Source organism: Actinoallomurus sp. NPDC050550, assembly GCF_040655075.1.
In the GTDB taxonomy this organism is placed as follows: Bacteria; Actinomycetota; Actinomycetes; order Streptosporangiales; family Streptosporangiaceae; genus Actinoallomurus.
Genome location: NZ_JBFAJC010000014.1, coordinates 176,337 through 192,029, shown reverse-complemented (window position 1 = coordinate 192,029; position 15,693 = coordinate 176,337). Strand labels below are relative to the sequence as shown.

Sequence of the window (15,693 nt, the reverse complement as noted above, 5' to 3'; positions counted from 1 at the left end):
GACCGGGGCGCCGATCAGCGTCGTCACCGCATGAGCAGGCGACGGAATTCGTCGGCACCTTAGCGGCGTCGCCGAGTCGTACGGGATCGAAGCGCGGCGGAAATCTGATCTTCCCGAGGCGAACCATGAGGCGCATGGAGCCGGCCGGCGAGAGGCTTGGTGACGAAAGACCCTGGGGCCCTCTCCACCCTGAGCGGGAGCCTGGAAACAGGTACGGGCCGAGGCGAGACGAATGAGGGGTTAGGGGGCACTGATGGTCCGATATGGCGATCAGAGGGATCGGGAGTCGGCCCTGACCGACCTTGAGAAACGTGTATCTCGGCTGGAGACGCGTACGGAGGCGGTCGCGGAGGCGATCCGGTTGCTGGCACATGGGCTCGAGGAAGGCCCGCTGGCCGAGCCCGGTGAAAAGACGGTCACCGAGGCCGCTCGCCGCGCTCACGAACTGGTGCTCGTCACCGACCCACGCCGGGATGAGGGTCAGCGCGAAGCCCGGCGATGATGCGGCCAGCGGGGCGAGTGCGTCGCATCGGCGACCTGCTATGGTCCGCCGCGCCGAAAGACGCGGACGAGCGACCGCTTCGTGTCTCCGGCGGTGATCGGCTGGCCTTGGATGAACGGGTCGTCGTCGATGTGGGCGGCGCGCTTTTGGCGGGGCGTGTGATGGTGCCCGAACGGGCCACGGGGGTCGTCGTGTTCGCCCATGCCGGCAGCAACAGCCGGTTCAGTCCGTGTAACCGCTTCCTCGCGGCCGTCCTCAACGACGCGGGGTTGGGCACCGTGCTGTTCGACCTGCTCACCTCGGACGAGGAACTCGACCGTGCCAAGCTCTTCGCCATCGCGATGCTGGCGGGCCGGCTGAGCGAGCTGACCCGTCGCCTGCGCCGGGAACCGACGGTGGAAGCGGCCGGGATCGGCTACCTCGGGGCGGGCACCGCAGCCGCGGCCGCGCTGTGGGCCGCTGCGGAGCCCGGTGCCATCGTCAGGGCGGTGGTCTGCCGAGCCGGTCGGCCGGATCTCGCGAGCACCCGGCTGCCGGCCGTACGCGCCCCGACTCTGCTCATCGTCGGCGGCCACCATGGTGCGCTGCTCAATCTCAACCAGCGAGCACGAACGCGGCTTTGCTGCGAAAACCGGCTGATCGTCGTCCCTGGCGCCACCCATCTGCTCGACGAGCCCGGCGCTGCGACGTCGGTCGCCGAACTCGCGCGTGAGTGGTTCATCGCCCATCTCGCTCCGTTGAGAGCGTAAAAGCTCTGCACAGAGGTGATCACGACCATGACCGATACCGCTGCCTTCGGCATCGAGCCCGCACCGATCCTCGTCGGCATCGACGAATCGCCGGCCAAAACCGCGGCGCTGCGCTGGGCCGCCGACCAAGCACGCCGACAAGGCAGCCGACTGCGCATCATCCACGCCTGGGAACTGGCGCCCGGCGAGGCTGCCTCGCTCAGCTATGACGAACGTGAGCAGAAACGTCAAGCCGCGGTCGCCGCGTGCCGGACCTCGATCGAACAGGCGCTCCGCGAGGCCGCCCCGGACGTCAGCGCCGACATCGAGATCCTCGAAGGGCCGCCAGGTCCCATCCTCGTCGAACTCGCCCGCAACGCGTCGCTGCTCGTCCTGGCAACGCACGATCACCCCGGCAGGCGACGCCTCACCGCCGACTCGGTCGGCCACTACTGCCTGTCCTACGCACCATGCCCGGTGGTCACGGTCCCCGGCAAACCGCCAGGCGTCTCATCCCGGTCCTCGCCACGGCCGAGTTCCAAGAGACGGCCTGGGGACGGCGACGGGAACGTCTAGATCAAGTACGACGAGACCCTCCAGGCGTATCCCTGCCACACCGATGGGATCACTGGCCGAAGCCGGCCACGACCAGAGACTTCGCCTATCGGGACGACCCGCGCGGAGCAGATCAACCGATCATCCCTGGATGTTGTTGGTTCTCGCCAGGCACAGGCGTACCCGCCGAGGGGTAATGCCGTCTGTCGCACAATGGACCGGACCGTTCTCCGATGACCGGAGGAGACCATGGCGCGGAAAGGCTCTGTCGGCTACCGGCTGGTCCCGCACACGGCCGATCTGCGCATCGAGGCGTGGGCTCCTACCGTCGAGGGGTGTGTCGCCGAGGCGGTCCGCGCGATGGTGCGAAGCTTTGTCGACCTGCCGTCGGGGACGTCTACCGTATGTCGGGAGTTCGTGGTGCACGCCGCAGACCCGGAAGCGCAGCTGATCACCGTGCTCGACGAGGTGATCTACCGCATGGACACCGACAATGAGATCCCCCAGGCAGTGGACGTCCGCCGCGAGGGACGAGATCTTCGGCTCGCCATGACAATGATCGACGTCACACAGGCCACTGTTGTCGGCGCGGTCCCGAAAGCCGTCTCACTCCACCGGCTGCGCCTGGATCGAAATGATGAGAATTGGCGCTGTAGCGTCACGATCGATGTCTGATCGACACCGTAAAAGTGCGTCGACCTGCGCACTCCGGCCGAGGACTTCTTCCGCGTCGGCGTCATCGATGTCCCGCTGTTGGCACGGCGGCTGGGCGCGGTCAACGACTGGCTGCACCGCCGGCGCGTGGTCGAGGATCTGCCGATCGGCTATCTGGGGGCGGGCGCTGGTGCCGCCGCGGCGCTGTCGGCCGCCACCGAGGTGGCCGGCGACGTCATGGCGGTGGTCTCGACGGGTGGTCTGCCGCACTTGGCCGGCCCTTCCCGCCGTCGGTGCAGGCGGCGACCCTGCTGATCGTCGGCGGCCGGGACATGGACGTGCTCGGCTTCAATCGCCAAGCGCAGCACCGGCTGTGATGCGAGAACCAGCTGGCCGTCATCCCCGATGCGACCCATCTGCTCGACGAGCCGGGGACGTTCCAGACGGTCGCGGATCTGGCGTGTGAGTGGTTCACCGCCCATCTGCCCGCCGCCCACCAGCCGCGCCGGTGAAACCCGGACCGGACACATCGTGGACCCCGGCAGTCGCAAGAGCCGACGTCACGCCGATGGCTGTGGACGGTCGCGGGCGATCAGTATCGGGCAGTCGACGTGGTGGACGATCGCGTGGGCGGTCGTTCCCAGCGCCAGCGCATGCGTACCCCAGTGCTCACGCGCTCCGATCACGAGCAGCTCCGCGTTCCTCGACTCTTCGATGAGCGCGTGGCGTGCACGATCGCAGACGATCGACTCGAGCACCCGGACGTGCGGATATTCCTCCCTCCAGGGCTCCAGAGCCTGGGAGAGCCGGCTCTGTTCGTTGCGCTCGATTTCCGCGATGGTGGTTCCCATCGGTACCATCCCGGTCGGGCCGGCGGCGACCAGTGGCTGCCAGGCCCGTACGGCGCGGAGTCTGACACCACGGAGTTCGGCTTCGGCGAACGCCTCCCGCAGCACGGTGTCGCTGCCGACGCCGACAACGATCGCCCGGTCATTGATCGGTGGTCGCCATCCGGCGTGGACGATCACGACGGGGCAGGCGGCGTGTCCGGCGACCTGCAGCGCGACCGATCCGGCCAGCAATCCGCGGAAACCACCGCGCCCCCGCTTGCCGAGGACGACGAGTCCGGCCTCGGCGGATCTCTCGATCAGCGTGGCGGCCGCACCGTCCGTGATGACCTCGCTGCGTACATGCAGGCCGGGTGCGACCTTCTCGGCCTTCCGGCACGCCTGGTCGGCTAGCCGCTGAGCGTCCTCCCAGTCCTCGGCACGACCGGGATCGGAGAGAACACCGGGGGCGCCCAAGGGAACGCATGGATCAAGTACAGGCCGACGCCGCGCAGAAACGCCTCGTGGGCTGCCCACCCGAGTGCCGCCTCGCTGGGCGCCGAGCCGTCGATTCCCACCACGATCGAGTGCCGCGGCACCGCGAATCCCTCCCCGCTGTGACCGGCCGAAGCCGCACGGACGCACTGGCGCGGCATCGGCCATGACTCATCTCCCCAGCCTCATCGTCGGCCCACCGGCCGGTATGCCGCCAGGGACCTTCGCCTCTCACACGGAAGAGTGGCCACCTGGGACCGCGTCGGCCCGTTCGGCTCTGGACCGCACGTCGGGATAAGCACGCGTTCAAGACGACATTCGGAACGTTTCGCCCTGACCGAGGGAGAGCAGGATTCGAGCAAGGGGACCAAGGGGGAGGTCGATCATGACGACCGCGCGTGAAGTCATGCACCACGGGTGCGAGTGCCTGGGCATGAACGAGAATCTGACTGCGGCGGCCCGGCGGATGGCCGAGCTGGACGTGGGCGCGATGCCGGTATGCGGCGAGGACGGCCGGTTGAAAGGGATCATCACCGATCGTGACATCGTGGTGAAGGCCGTTGCGCAGGGCAGGAATCCGTCCGATGTCCGGGCGGGAGACCTCATCCACGGCGAGGTCTGGTCCGTCGACGCCAACTCGGATATCGAGGATGTCTTGCACCAGATGGTCGAGCATCACATCCGTCGCCTGCCGGTGATGGAAAGGGAAGAGCTGGTCGGAATCATCAGTCAGGCCGATCTCGCACGGAAGCTGCCCCAGGACAAGGTCGGTGAACTGGTGGAGGCCATTTCCAGCACGTCACACTGACGAGGTCTCAGGCTGCTGCGGCTGCCCCGGGTCGGTGTCAGGCGTCTGCGGGCGTGATGAGTCCGTAGTGGCCGTCGTAGCGGTGGTAGATCAGGGTGCCGCGGCCGGTGGCCTCGTCGACGAAGAACAGGAACGATCGGCTGAGCGCTTCCAGGTGCGCTGCGGCCTGGTTGAGCGTGAGCATCGGGGCGGGCAGTTCGCTGACCGTGATCGAGGCATCGAGGGGGCCGAGGCGGCGGGGCTTGGGATCGATCTGGGCGAGCCGGTATCCGGTCCCGGATCGGTAGACGACGCTGTCCTGTCCGGTCTCCTGCTCGGTGAAGAGGTGGAAGTCGTAGTCGAGCAGTTCCATGTCGGCGACGGCGTCCTGCGGGGTCTGACGTCTGAGGGCATAGGACTTGTGCCGGATCACCGTGCGCACCTCGGGAGGGCGGGGGAAGTACGGCGGCTGGTGGGCGTGTGGGCTCTGGTGCCGCCACTCGTGCGGGACGGCCGCCGGCTCGCGGCCGCGGATCGCCTCCCAGTTTCGCGCCGCGTGTTCGAGCCGGACGCGAAGCCGGTCGTGCATGAGGACGATCGCCTGGTTCATCGTCGGGGCGGTGGCCTGGGGCGCGGATCAGACGTCCGCTCAGGTCGATGTTGGCCTGTGCGATCGCGGGGCGCTCGACGGCGGGGTCCGCGGCCTTGGTCAACTTCACCCGGGCGAACAGCACCGGCTCGTGGGCCGTCTGTAGCGCGAGGCGGACCTTGTCCACGGCCAGATCGATCGCATCGCCGGGAACAGCGCCTCGGACCTCGGTCTGCACCCGCATTCCAGGTACGCCATCCGCGCCACCACCCCCAAGGTGGACTGTTCGCGCTCAAGCCATGGCGGGTTCGAGGACCGGTATCTGGGACAGGTCGGTGACGACGACGTCCGCGCCGTGCCCGCGCAGCGTCGCGGCCCGGCCGATATGGTCGACGCCGACCACCAGGCCGAACCCCGCGCACCGTCCGGCCGACATGGCGGCGAGTGATTCATCGACGACGGCGGTTCGTATCGGGGGCGCGTCCAGCCGCCGGGCCGCCTCTAGCAGCAGGCCTGGCTCGCAGTGGGCGGGCAGTCTGATCCCGGGTGCGTCGAGGCCGTCCAGCCGTACGTCGAACAGCTCCGCGACGCCCGCGCTGGAAAGCAATTCCGTGGCGTGCCGGTCGGCGGAGACCGCCGCCGTCCGGATTCCGCGACGGCGTGCCGTGCGGATCATGGTGACCGTCGAGTCCACCACGGCGATTCCGCTGCGCCGGACACCGGCAAGGAACACCTCTTCCGCGCGACACGCCAGGCCACGCAGATCGTCATAGGGCAACATGACATCGCGAGACGTCAGAAAGTCGCGAATGCCGTCCAGCCGTGACTTGGCATACATGTGCCGCATGTAGTCGTCATCGATGTCGAACGGCGTGAACTCGGCCTCCCGCACCAGCGCGTAGGAGCGTAGGAACGGATCCAGCACCCACTTCCACGCGGCGGCGCAAGGTCGGACGATATCGATGATCACACCGTCGACTCCAAAGACGGCCGCGACGATGTCATCGCCGAGTACCCAATCATTCGGTCTGCTGTTCATGACGGGCTCCGTCCTCGCGCCCTGTCGGACGGGGAGACCGTGGTGCGCTGCTGCCGACTACGGTGCCGGGATCACCCGAAGGTTTCTCGGATCGGGATTCGTGTGAACACCGGAACCTTCCCGGAGGCTTTCTTCGGACGCTAGACAGCCGTGCCGTGCCTGGCAGGAGCCATAGGTCCCGGTCATCAGGGCCGCCCGGACTTACGACTGGTGCCGAAGGTCCCGCCCCTCTCGGGGCGACGGTCTCTGAAACGGGCGGACGGCCTGGCTGAGGGTTGGAAGGAGAGGGGGTGGTCCGGTTGATCACGTTGAGCATCATCAAGGCCGACACCGGCGGGTTCGTCGGTCATTCGGCCGTTCACCCGGACATGATGACAGCGGCTCGGCATGCGATCGATCGAGCCGTCGAGAGCGAGCTTGTGATCGACGGACACGTCGCCGCCTGCGGTGACGACATATCGCTGATCATGACGCACGGCTACGGCGCCGACAACGAGCTGATCCATTCGTTCGCGTGGGACACCTTCCAGACGACCACCAACGTCGCCAGGGAACTGGGCCTGTACGGCGCCGGTCAGGCGGGCCACGCGCACCCGGCCCGGTTCGACGGCACGCCGCGGGTGGTCGCCCTGGGCTTCCAGATCCATGACGGAAAGCTGATCGGCCCGCAGGACCTGTTCGCTGATCCCTGTTTCGACGAGGCGCGCCACCGGGCCAATCTCGCCATGGACTACCTGCGTTGGCACGGCCCGTTCGAGCCGCACCGGCTGCCGATCGAGGACCTGGAGTACACCACCATGCCGCAGATCGAGGCCCGCATCGCCGACCGCTGGGAACCCATCGGCAAGCCTGCCCCCGCACGCGAACGGGCACCGGCCGAGGCCGGAAACATCTTGACGCACACCGCCGGTCCACCGGCGTGAAGCACCCCGGCCGGAGTGGGGTGCCATGCGAGCCCGCCGGCTCACGAGGAGGGGGATCGATGTCGTTCACGGGAGTCGACAGTCTCGATCGAGGTATTCACACCACCAACCGCTGGCTCGCCGACATCGCGACGGGTTTCGGCACCGAGGATCGCCGCTTCGCCTACCGCGTCCTGCGTGCCTGGTCGCATACCCTGCGCGACCGTCTGACGGTCGAAGCCGCCGCTCACCTGGCGGCCCAGCTACCCGACCCCATCCGTGGCATGTACTACGACGGTTGGAACCCCAGCCACGTGCCGCACAAGTACGACGTGCACGAATTCGCCGCCCGGTTCGCGGACGAGGCGGGTATCGGGCGAGAAGACGTGCCCAAGGCGGCCGCCATCGTGACCGAAGTCGTGCTCTTCCACGTCGAGCCGGGAGCGGTCGCCCATGCGTTCGGCCTCATGCCGATCGAGATACGCGCGCTGCTCCAGCCGGGTGGAGGGGACAGCAGCTGACCGATCCGTATCGGGGGCTCGTCGCCCACGCGGGAGGTCGCGGCCACCGCGCTGGACGGGGGTCGGATCCTGCGGGAGCTGGTCTGGATGCGGTGCGGCGATCGTGGCCGTGCCAACCGTGTCGCGACCGGCGCCGGCCAGGTGCTGGGCGCGGTGCTCATCGGTGCCGGCCTGGCGGAGGCTGTGCTCCTGCGGCGGCCGGGAGGACTGCGGCTGTCGCTCGTCGGCTGGTTCATCAGCTGGGCCTCGGCGAGGGAAGGGCAGGCCGAGGTGTTCCGGGAGAGCGTCAAGGGGTTGTGCGTGGGCGACGTGATGCGCCCGGAGCCGCCGTGCACGCTCGCCTGGCGTCCGGTCAGGGAATTCGTGGCCACCAAGGCGAGGACGGTGAGGTTTTCGACGGCCGGCTCAGGCGCCCGGCTCTCTCCGGCGCCGAACACAAGGTTGTGCCGGCCCGCACACCGGGCCGAAAGTCCTGAAAGCCGGTCCCATGCGGCCCTGCCGCCCGCGGCCGGAGCCCCATGACGATGTGAGCATGGGGGACTTGCGGGGCTTCCTGGAGCGGTTCAGACCCACCGCGCGTGTGGGGGTGCCCGGCGACCGGGCGGCCGAGCAGAGGGCGGAGCTGGCCGTGGTGTTCGCGGCCATGGCACCAGTGGAGACAGAGTGCTGCGAGATCCGTGACGCGGCCGCGCGCGCGGCGTCCGGCATACGGCATCGCGCCGATCAAGAAGCCGAAGCGCTGATCGGTGCCGCGAGGGCGAGAGCGCGGACCGAGCGGACGAGCGCTGCGGCGACGGCGGGAGACCACGTTTCGGCCGAGCGCGCGGCCATCATCGCCGATGCCGAGCGGCTCGCCGCTCGAACCCGGGAACGAGCCGAGGAACGGCTGCCGGTACTGGTCGCCAGAGCCGTCGAGATGGTCAAGAAGGCGATCACTGAGGACGGAGAATGAGCGTCGCCTGGGTCGCCGGAAACATCCGGGCCAGGGCACTGGTGCAGCGGCGGGCGCGGGGCATCACGCGCCAAGCCGCCACTCAACGGAACCTGGCGGACGCCGTGCGGGTGCTCGCCCGGACGCCGTACGGCCACGACGTGCGGCCGGGGCAGGACCTCCTCGTGGCGCAACATGCGGTCGCGGCCACGCTGCTGTGGCACCTGCGGGTTCTGGCGGGCTGGCTGCCTGCCCGCGGCATGGCGGCGTTGCGGGTCCTTGTCGGCTGGTTCGAGATCGCCAACGTCGACGCTCTGCTGTTCGGCGGACCCGTGTTCGAGATGGGCGGTCTGGCGACGGCATGGCCCACCCTTCGGAACACCTCAGACCTGCGCGTCGCGCTGACGACCTCCCGATGGGGCGACCCCGGCGGGAACGACCCGCGTTCCGTCCAGCTGGGCATGCGGATCTCCTGGGCGCGGCGGGTGGCGGCCGTGTCACCGAGCGCGCGACCGTGGGCCGCAGGGGCCCTGGCGCTTCTGGTCGCCCGTGAGCGGTTCCTGGAGGGACGGGCGGTCCCCGCCCCGTCGGCGGATCTCATCGGGAAGGATTCTGCTCGGGCCACCGACCTGGCCGAACTGTCGCGTCGGCTGCCGGCCGACGCGGCGTGGGCGCTGCGCGACGTCGGAGGTGAGCACGATCTGTGGGCGGCCGAGGAGCGGTGGTGGGCTCGGGTGGAGCGCGACGGCGTGGACCTGTTGTCGGGCGGCGGCTACGGGCCGGCGCCGGTGCTTGGCGCGGTCGCCCTCCTGGCGGCCGACGCCCGCCAGGCCCGGGCCGCGTTGGAACTTGCCGTACGAGGCGGTTCGGCGGAGGAATGCGATGCGCTCGCGAGGTGAGGCCGCGGGACCGATCCGCATGGCGCGCGTCGCCGTCGTCGCGCCGTGCGAAGCGTTGCGCGACGTGCTCGTCCGTGTCGCGGACGCGGGTGTCGTGGAGTTCGACGGCCCGGTGACCCGGCCGGAGCCGGAGGCCGCGTTGTCGCTGCGACCGCCCTCCGACTCGGCTCGCCCCGGCATCGTCCTCGGTGAGGCACGGCTGAAGGAACGCGCTCGGGATGCCGCCGTCGACGGCACCGTGGCGGCGATGACCGGATGGGCCCCGGTGGCCGCCGTGCCCGGCCTGGCCGAGCGGCTCGCCCCCGAGGGCGGCGTCGTCGTCCTGCCACGGCCACGGGGCGTGGACGTCCCATCCCTGTTGCGCACGGGCGGCCTGCGGGGTTCGCTGACACCGCTCGTCGAGACGTACGGCACGGTCCCGTACCGGGACGTCGACCCGACACCGGCCGCGGTCGCCGCGTACCTGCTGATGTTCGGGATGATGTTCGGCGACGTCGGCCATGGCGCGCTGTTGCTGATGTTGGCGATCGCTCTACGCCGCCTGCGGCGCCTCGCCCGGTTCCGGCGCGCCTGGCCGTTCGCTGCGGGCGCGGGCCTGTCCGGGATCGGCTTCGGCCTGCTGTACGGCGAATTCTTCGGTCCGACCGGGCTGGTGCCGGCCCTCTGGCTGCGGCCGCTCGAGCGGCCGGTGCCGCTGCTCGTCGCGGCGGTGGGCGTCGGTGCCGTCCTGCTCATGTGTGCCGCCCTCTTGGGTGCGGTGAATCGTGTGCGCGAGGGCGGATGGAAGGTGGGGCTGTACGCCTCCTCGGGCGTCGCCGGGGCGGCACTTCCGGCCGGCCTGGGCTTGATCGCGGCGGGCTGGTACTGGCGAGTGACCTGGCTGGTCGTACTCGGTGCCGTGATCGCGTCGGCCGGGATCGCGCTGATGTTCGCCGGCTTCGTCAGTGAGAGCGGCGTCTTCGAGGCGCTGATGGAGTTGTTCGACACCGTTCTGGGGCTGGGCTCGAACGTGGCGTCCTTCACCCGGCTGGCGGCCTTCGGCCTCGCGCACGCGGCGATCGGTCTGATCGTCTGGAACGCGGCCCGCGCCCTGTGGCATCTGCCGGGCGCCGGCGCGATCGCCGCCGTCGCGGTGTTCGTGGTGGGGAATCTGGTCGCCTTCGTGCTCGAGGGCGTCGTGGTGGCCGTCCAGGCTCTCCGGTTGGAGTACTACGAGCTGTTCTCCAAGGTGTTCCAGCTTCAGGGACGGCCGTTCCGGCCCTGGCACATTCCGATCGCCACCGAGGAGGTCACCTCATGTCCGCCTGGCTCATCGTCCTCCCGGTGATCGCCGGTGGAGGCGTCGGCACCTGTCTTCTGCGCCGGCGGGGCAGGCGGGCGTTGCGCCTGCTGGTCGCCGCGGACGTCATCGTGGCCGTGGCCGCTCTCGCCGTCATGGCGGTCGCGCTCGCCGCCGAGCCGGCGTCGGCCGCGTCGCGGCCGGCGGCCTCGGCCGGGAACTGGGCGGCGTTGCTGGGCGCGGCGATCGCGGTCGCCGCATCGTGCGTGGCCGCCGGGATCGCGGTCGCGTACACCGGTTCGGCGGCGATCGCGGCGATGAGCGAGCGCCCGGAGCTGTTCGGCCGGGCGCTCGTGATCGTAGGCCTGGCCGAGGGCATCGCCATCTACGGTCTGGTCGTCGCGATCCTTCTGCTGGGGAAGGCGTGAGATGGCCAAGGTGGCGGTCATCGGGGAGGAGCCGCGGGTGGTCGGTTTCGGGCTGGCCGGAGCGCTGGTGCTGCCGGCCGATGGTTCCGAGGCCGTTCGCGCCGCCTGGCGGTCACTCGACGACGACGTGGCCGTGGTCGTTCTGACCGAGCGCGCCGCGCGGTTCCTGCGAGAGGAGACCTCGTCTTGGCCGCTCAGAGTGGTGATGCCGCCGTGAGCGAGAAGACGGCCGCAGGCGAGCACGGCGTGCTGCGCCCGCCCGGGCAGGACGCCGTGGCCGGCATCGCTCCCGTCTGCCGGTACCTGCTGGAGAAGGCGAGACAGGACGCGGAGCGCGTCCGTGCGGAGGCCGCGGCCGCCGCAGCCGTCACGATCAACCGGGCCCGTGCGGATGCGGACGCGCTGCTGGCGCAGGCGCGGGCCGAGGGGTCGGCCGAGGGCGCGACGCTCGCCGCTGCAGATCTGCTTCAGGCGCGGCGGCAGGCCAGAGAGATCGTGCTCCGCGTCCGGCGGGAGGCATGCGAACGGCTGCGTGAGCAGGTGCGAGCGGCGGTGTCCGCTCTGCTGCGGGACGACCCGATGCTCGTCGACCGCCTGCGAACACTGGCCCGTGACCTCGCCGGCCCCGGCGCGCAGATCACCGAGCACCCCGACGGGGGATTCGTCGCTCGCGGCGAGGGCACTCTCGTCGACTGTTCACCGCCCGCCTTGGCTGATCACGCGATCCAGGCACTGGGCGCGGGGATGGAATGGCCATGGGCGTCCTGACGCGCGTCAGTGGCCCGCTCGTCGAGGTGGCCGGCTTGCCCGATCTGGCGATGTTCGAGCTGGTCGGGCTCGGATCCGCCCGCGTACCGGGGGAGGTCGTCGAGATCCAAGGGGACCGGGCGACCGTTCAGGCGTATGAGTACACCGGCGGACTGTGTCCCGGTGACCCGGCGGTGGGGTACGGCGAGCCGCTGTCGGCTGCCCTCGGCCCGCACCTGCTGGGAGGGGTGTTCGACGGCCTCTTGCGTCCGCTGACCGCTGCCGATGTCTGGCTGACCAGTGCGCGTACGCCGCCGGATGCCCAGGAGTGGCGTTTCACTCCGCTTGTCGCGGCCGGTGACGAGGTGACCGCGGAGGCGCCGCTGGGGGTGGTGGATACGGCCGGTGCGCTGTCCTATCTGCTGCTCGCGCCTTCGGCGGGCCGGATCGGCGAGATCCGCCCGGCCGGATCGGTCGGCTCCCGCGAGCCCGTCGCGCGCATTGACGGGTGCGATGTCACGCTGACGTACCGGTGGCCCGTCCGGCGCCCCATGCCGTACCGGGAACGTCTGGAGGAGGTCGTGCCGCTGGTCACCGGGCAGCGGGTCGTCGACCTGCTGCTGCCGGTCTCCCGGGGCGGCACGGTGGCGGTGCCCGGCGGGTTCGGCACCGGTAAGACCGTACTGCTCCAGCAGATCGCCAAGTGGTGCGACGCCGACGTCGTGGTGTACGTCGGCTGCGGCGAGCGCGGGAACGAGATGGCCGAGGTCATCGCGGACCTGGCGGAACTGGCCGACCCGCGGACCGGCGGACGGCTCGCCGACCGGACCGTGGTGATCGCCAACACCTCCAACATGCCGATGATGGCGCGCGAGGCGAGCATCTACACGGGCGTGACCGTGGCCGAGCACTTCCGCGCCATGGGCTACGACGCCGTCGTCATCGCCGATTCCACCTCCCGCTGGGCCGAGGCACGGCGCGAGTTCGCCTCCCGTAGTGGGGCGATGCCCGCGGAGGAGGGGTATCCCGCGGACCTGGCCTCCGCTCTGGCCGCCTTCTATGAGCGGGCCGGACGAGTCACCACGCTCGCCGGCCGTACCGGCTCGGTGACGGTCATCGGAGCGGTGTCCCCACCGGGTGGTGACATGACCGAGCCGGTCACCGCCCACACACAGCGGTTCGTGCGATGTCTGTGGAGTCTGGACCGCGACCTGGCGTACGCCCGTCACTATCCGGCGGTCTCCTGGAGCGCGTCGTTCGCTCGTGACGCGGGGGCGATCGCCGATTGGTACGCCCGCAACGGGCGGCCGGGCTGGGGTGAACGGCGTGCGAAGGTCGCGTCGCTGCTGGCGGAGGCCGATCGGCTGGCGATGCTGGCCGAGCTCGTCGGCGCGGCCGCCCTGCCGGCCCGCGAGCGGGTGGCGCTCCTGGCCGGGAGGCTCTTGCGAGAAGGCGTCCTGCAGCAGAGCGCGCTCAGCCTCATCGATGCCTTCTGCGACGCGGAGCGGACCATCGCGCTCACGGACACCGTCCTGGACGTCATAGGCCGCTGCGAGGACTCGGTCGCCCGCGGGACCTCGGCCGAACGGATCGAGGAATGCGACTTCTCCCCGATCCTGCGTGCCAAGGAGGACGCGGCCGACCTTGAGACCGTACGGGCCCGGGCAGAGGTGGTGCCCGGTGCGGCTTGAACTCGAGTACACCGACATCGCGGAGTTGCGCGGTCCGCTCATCGTCGTGCGCCGGACCTCCGGCGTCGGATGGGACGAGTTCGCCCGGATCCGGCTGCACTCGGGCGAGGAACGCCACGGCCTGGTACTGGAGGTCGATGAGGACATCGCGGTGGTCCAGGTGCTGGAGGGAACCGCGTCGATGACGACCGGGGGCACACGCGTGGCGTTCACCGGAAGCCCGCTGCGGATCCCGGTCGGTGACGGGTGGCTCGGCCGGGTCTGCAATGGGCGGGGTGAGCCACGCGACGGCGGTCCGCCGGTGTTCGGTTCCGTCACCGCGCCTGTCGCCGGCACGCCGATGAATCCGACCCGCCGTCTGCCTCCGGCCGAATCCGTGCTCACGGGCGTGTCCGCGATCGACGCGTTGACGACTCTCGTGCGGGGCCAGAAAATCGCCATCTTCTCCTCCGCGGGGCTCCCGCACCTGGAGCTGGCCGCGCAGATCGGCGCGCAGGCGAACGCCGGCGGCGAGCCGTTCAGCGTCGTGTTCGCCGCCATGGGCCTCACCCATGCCGACGCCGCGACCGTACGCGACACCCTTGAGGAGCGCTCGGCTGCGGGAGAGCTCGCCCTGCTGCTGAACCTGGCCGACGATCCGGTCATCGAACGCGTGCTCACCCCGCGTCTGGCCCTGACGATCGCCGAGAACCTGGCCTTCACCGGCGGGCGGCACGTCCTGGTCGTCATGGCCGACATGACGAGTTACTGCGAGGCGCTGCGCGAGGTCTCGGTGGCGCGCGGCGAGATTCCCGCCCGGCGCGCGTACCCCGGCTATCTCTACAGCGACCTGGCCTCCCTCTACGAGCGCTGTGGGCGCATCCACGACCTGCCAGGCTCGGTGACCGTGCTCCCCGTCCTGACCATGCCCGCCGGCGACATCACCCACCCGGTCCCCGACCTCACCGGCTACATCACCGAAGGGCAGATCGTCCTCACCCCGGACGTGGAGGTGAGCCCACCGGTCGACGCCCTGTCATCGCTGTCGCGGATGATGCGTGCCGGCGTCACACCGGCGCACCTCGACCTCGCCGCACAGTGCGTCGCCGCCCTCGCCCGCGCCCGGCAGGCCCGCGAGCTCGCCGAACTGATCGGAGAGGCCGCGCTCAGCGGCACCGACCCGCGGTACCTCGACTTCGAACGCGCGTTCCTCCAACGCGTCGTGGCACAGCGCACGGACGACAGACGCGAGCTGGCCGAGACCTTCGACCGCGTGTGGCAGGCACTGGCCGTGCTGCCGCGCCGCGAACTCACCATGATCGCGGCGGAGGAACTCGACGCACATCACCGGGAGGCCACGTGACCTCACTGTCCCGCGTCCCTCCAGGCCGCGCCGGACGGCTGTGGCTACGCCGGCGCCTCGCCACCGCCGAACGCGGGCACGACCTGCTCCAACGTAAGCTCCGTATCCTTCTCCGAGAGTACGAGCGAATCGCGGGACAGGCCGAGTACGCGAAGACGGAATGGACCGTGGCGTGCCGACGGGCCGACACCTGGCTGCTGCGAGCGGCCCTGGCCGGCGGCAGACGCTCCCTCTCCCCGGCACCGGGACCAGCGGACGTCACGATCTCCTGGAGACAGGCGATGGGCAGCCGCTACCCGGAGCAGGCGGCCTGCGATCTTCCCGCGCGCCCGGACGCGCTGCCCTGCTCGGCCGCGCTCATCGAAGCCCGGAACGCCTGCCGCACCGCCCTTCAGGCCGCTGTCCGGCACGCGGCGGCCCAAGAGGCCGAGCGCATTCTGGCCAGTGAGATCACCGCCACGCGTCAGCGGATCCGGGCCCTCGAACGGCACTGGACACCCCGCCTGACCGCCGCGATCGCCGCCATCGACCTGGCGCTCGAAGAGTCCGAACGCTTCGACCGGGCGCGCCTGCTGCGAACCGCACCCGGCCGAGCAGGGGAGCGGCGGCGCGATGCGCGCTGATCACCGATGGATCTTCGGTCCATGGCCTCCGCCGTGCGGGCCGCGCCTCAGCGGGATCCGGCACCGTGTTCCCGGCCGAGCGCAGCCGGACGATGCCGCCCTTCCACGAGGCAGCCGCCGGCGGCAGCGGCGATGATCGGTGTCACCCGGTCGA

At 70.3% G+C, this 15,693-nt stretch carries 21 protein-coding genes; 17 read left to right on the top strand and 4 right to left on the bottom strand.

Translation table 11 applies throughout. The features are described from left to right. The first annotated feature begins 498 nt into the window (after positions 1-498). From AB0I04_RS21440 to AB0I04_RS21425, 4 genes are all read left to right on the top strand, one after another. Positions 499-1,251: a hypothetical protein gene (locus AB0I04_RS21440; protein ID WP_360886919.1), complete on the top strand. Its 753-nt coding sequence runs from the start codon at positions 499-501 to the stop codon at positions 1,249-1,251. A gap of 27 nt (positions 1,252-1,278) precedes the next feature. Continuing rightward, positions 1,279-1,806, top strand: a complete 528-nt coding sequence (locus tag AB0I04_RS21435) for a universal stress protein (protein ID WP_360886918.1) — start codon at positions 1,279-1,281, stop codon at positions 1,804-1,806. A gap of 228 nt (positions 1,807-2,034) precedes the next feature. Next, on the top strand, positions 2,035-2,460 hold the full coding sequence (locus AB0I04_RS21430; RefSeq protein ID WP_360886916.1) for an archease: 426 nt from the start codon (positions 2,035-2,037) through the stop codon (positions 2,458-2,460). Between the two features lie 78 nt (positions 2,461-2,538). Next, complete coding sequence (locus AB0I04_RS21425) at positions 2,539-2,754, top strand: hypothetical protein (protein ID WP_360886914.1); 216 nt, start codon at positions 2,539-2,541, stop codon at positions 2,752-2,754. A gap of 245 nt (positions 2,755-2,999) precedes the next feature. Here AB0I04_RS21425 and AB0I04_RS21420 read toward each other — a convergent pair whose 3' ends face one another. Further along, positions 3,000-3,743 (bottom strand): universal stress protein, encoded by a 744-nt coding sequence (locus tag AB0I04_RS21420; protein WP_360886912.1) that lies wholly within the window; start codon positions 3,741-3,743, stop codon positions 3,000-3,002. Next, positions 3,677-3,922 carry a universal stress protein gene (locus AB0I04_RS21415; RefSeq protein ID WP_360886910.1) on the bottom strand — a complete coding sequence of 82 codons (246 nt, stop codon included), beginning with the start codon at positions 3,920-3,922 and terminating at the stop codon, positions 3,677-3,679. Before AB0I04_RS21415 ends, AB0I04_RS21420 begins: the two co-directional genes overlap by 67 nt. Positions 3,923-4,146: 224 nt before the next feature. On the opposite strand from AB0I04_RS21415, the gene AB0I04_RS21410 reads away from it, so the two are divergent. Beyond that, the gene (locus tag AB0I04_RS21410) at positions 4,147-4,569 is read left to right on the top strand and encodes a CBS domain-containing protein (RefSeq protein WP_360886908.1); all 423 of its coding nucleotides are present in this window, start codon (positions 4,147-4,149) and stop codon (positions 4,567-4,569) included. 37 nt (positions 4,570-4,606) lie between these two features. On the opposite strand, the gene AB0I04_RS21405 is transcribed toward AB0I04_RS21410, so the two are convergent. Continuing rightward, positions 4,607-5,158, bottom strand: a complete 552-nt coding sequence (locus AB0I04_RS21405; RefSeq protein ID WP_360886906.1) for a sigma 54 modulation/S30EA ribosomal C-terminal domain-containing protein — start codon at positions 5,156-5,158, stop codon at positions 4,607-4,609. Positions 5,159-5,429: 271 nt separating this feature from the next. Then, complete coding sequence (locus AB0I04_RS21400) at positions 5,430-6,176, bottom strand: HAD family hydrolase (protein WP_360886905.1); 747 nt, start codon at positions 6,174-6,176, stop codon at positions 5,430-5,432. A 290-nt stretch (positions 6,177-6,466) separates the two neighbouring features. Here AB0I04_RS21400 and AB0I04_RS21395 point away from each other — a divergent pair, with 290 nt between their 5' ends. The 12 genes from AB0I04_RS21395 to AB0I04_RS21340 all read left to right on the top strand — a co-directional run bounded on the left by AB0I04_RS21395 (position 6,467) and on the right by AB0I04_RS21340 (position 15,539). After that, a complete protein-coding gene (locus tag AB0I04_RS21395) occupies positions 6,467-7,099 on the top strand; it encodes a fructose 1,6-bisphosphatase (protein WP_360886903.1) in 633 nt (210 codons plus the stop codon). A gap of 59 nt (positions 7,100-7,158) precedes the next feature. Continuing rightward, on the top strand, positions 7,159-7,599 hold the full coding sequence (locus tag AB0I04_RS21390; RefSeq protein ID WP_360886901.1) for a DUF2267 domain-containing protein: 441 nt from the start codon (positions 7,159-7,161) through the stop codon (positions 7,597-7,599). Between the two features lie 87 nt (positions 7,600-7,686). Further along, the gene (locus tag AB0I04_RS21385; protein WP_360886899.1) at positions 7,687-8,121 is read left to right on the top strand and encodes a hypothetical protein; all 435 of its coding nucleotides are present in this window, start codon (positions 7,687-7,689) and stop codon (positions 8,119-8,121) included. 10 nt (positions 8,122-8,131) lie between these two features. Continuing rightward, positions 8,132-8,551 (top strand): hypothetical protein, encoded by a 420-nt coding sequence (locus tag AB0I04_RS21380; protein ID WP_360886897.1) that lies wholly within the window; start codon positions 8,132-8,134, stop codon positions 8,549-8,551. Then, on the top strand, positions 8,548-9,429 hold the full coding sequence (locus AB0I04_RS21375) for a hypothetical protein (protein ID WP_360886895.1): 882 nt from the start codon (positions 8,548-8,550) through the stop codon (positions 9,427-9,429). Before AB0I04_RS21380 ends, AB0I04_RS21375 begins: the two co-directional genes overlap by 4 nt. Beyond that, positions 9,413-10,756 carry a V-type ATPase 116kDa subunit family protein gene (locus AB0I04_RS21370; RefSeq protein WP_360886893.1) on the top strand — a complete coding sequence of 448 codons (1,344 nt, stop codon included), beginning with the start codon at positions 9,413-9,415 and terminating at the stop codon, positions 10,754-10,756. The genes AB0I04_RS21375 and AB0I04_RS21370 overlap by 17 nt, the downstream gene beginning before the upstream one ends. After that, positions 10,726-11,136 carry an ATP synthase subunit C gene (locus tag AB0I04_RS21365; RefSeq protein WP_360886891.1) on the top strand — a complete coding sequence of 137 codons (411 nt, stop codon included), beginning with the start codon at positions 10,726-10,728 and terminating at the stop codon, positions 11,134-11,136. The genes AB0I04_RS21370 and AB0I04_RS21365 overlap by 31 nt, the downstream gene beginning before the upstream one ends. 1 nt (position 11,137) lies before the next feature. Then, on the top strand, positions 11,138-11,353 hold the full coding sequence (locus tag AB0I04_RS21360) for a V-type ATP synthase subunit F (RefSeq protein ID WP_360886889.1): 216 nt from the start codon (positions 11,138-11,140) through the stop codon (positions 11,351-11,353). Then, positions 11,350-11,904, top strand: coding sequence for a hypothetical protein (locus AB0I04_RS21355; RefSeq protein ID WP_360886887.1), 555 nt, complete (start codon positions 11,350-11,352; stop codon positions 11,902-11,904). Before AB0I04_RS21360 ends, AB0I04_RS21355 begins: the two co-directional genes overlap by 4 nt. Next, positions 11,892-13,574 (top strand): V-type ATP synthase subunit A, encoded by a 1,683-nt coding sequence (locus AB0I04_RS21350; protein WP_360886885.1) that lies wholly within the window; start codon positions 11,892-11,894, stop codon positions 13,572-13,574. Before AB0I04_RS21355 ends, AB0I04_RS21350 begins: the two co-directional genes overlap by 13 nt. After that, a complete protein-coding gene (locus AB0I04_RS21345) occupies positions 13,564-14,916 on the top strand; it encodes a V-type ATP synthase subunit B (RefSeq protein ID WP_360886883.1) in 1,353 nt (450 codons plus the stop codon). Before AB0I04_RS21350 ends, AB0I04_RS21345 begins: the two co-directional genes overlap by 11 nt. Next, complete coding sequence (locus AB0I04_RS21340) at positions 14,913-15,539, top strand: V-type ATP synthase subunit D (protein WP_360886881.1); 627 nt, start codon at positions 14,913-14,915, stop codon at positions 15,537-15,539. Before AB0I04_RS21345 ends, AB0I04_RS21340 begins: the two co-directional genes overlap by 4 nt. Positions 15,540-15,693 lie beyond the last annotated feature (154 nt).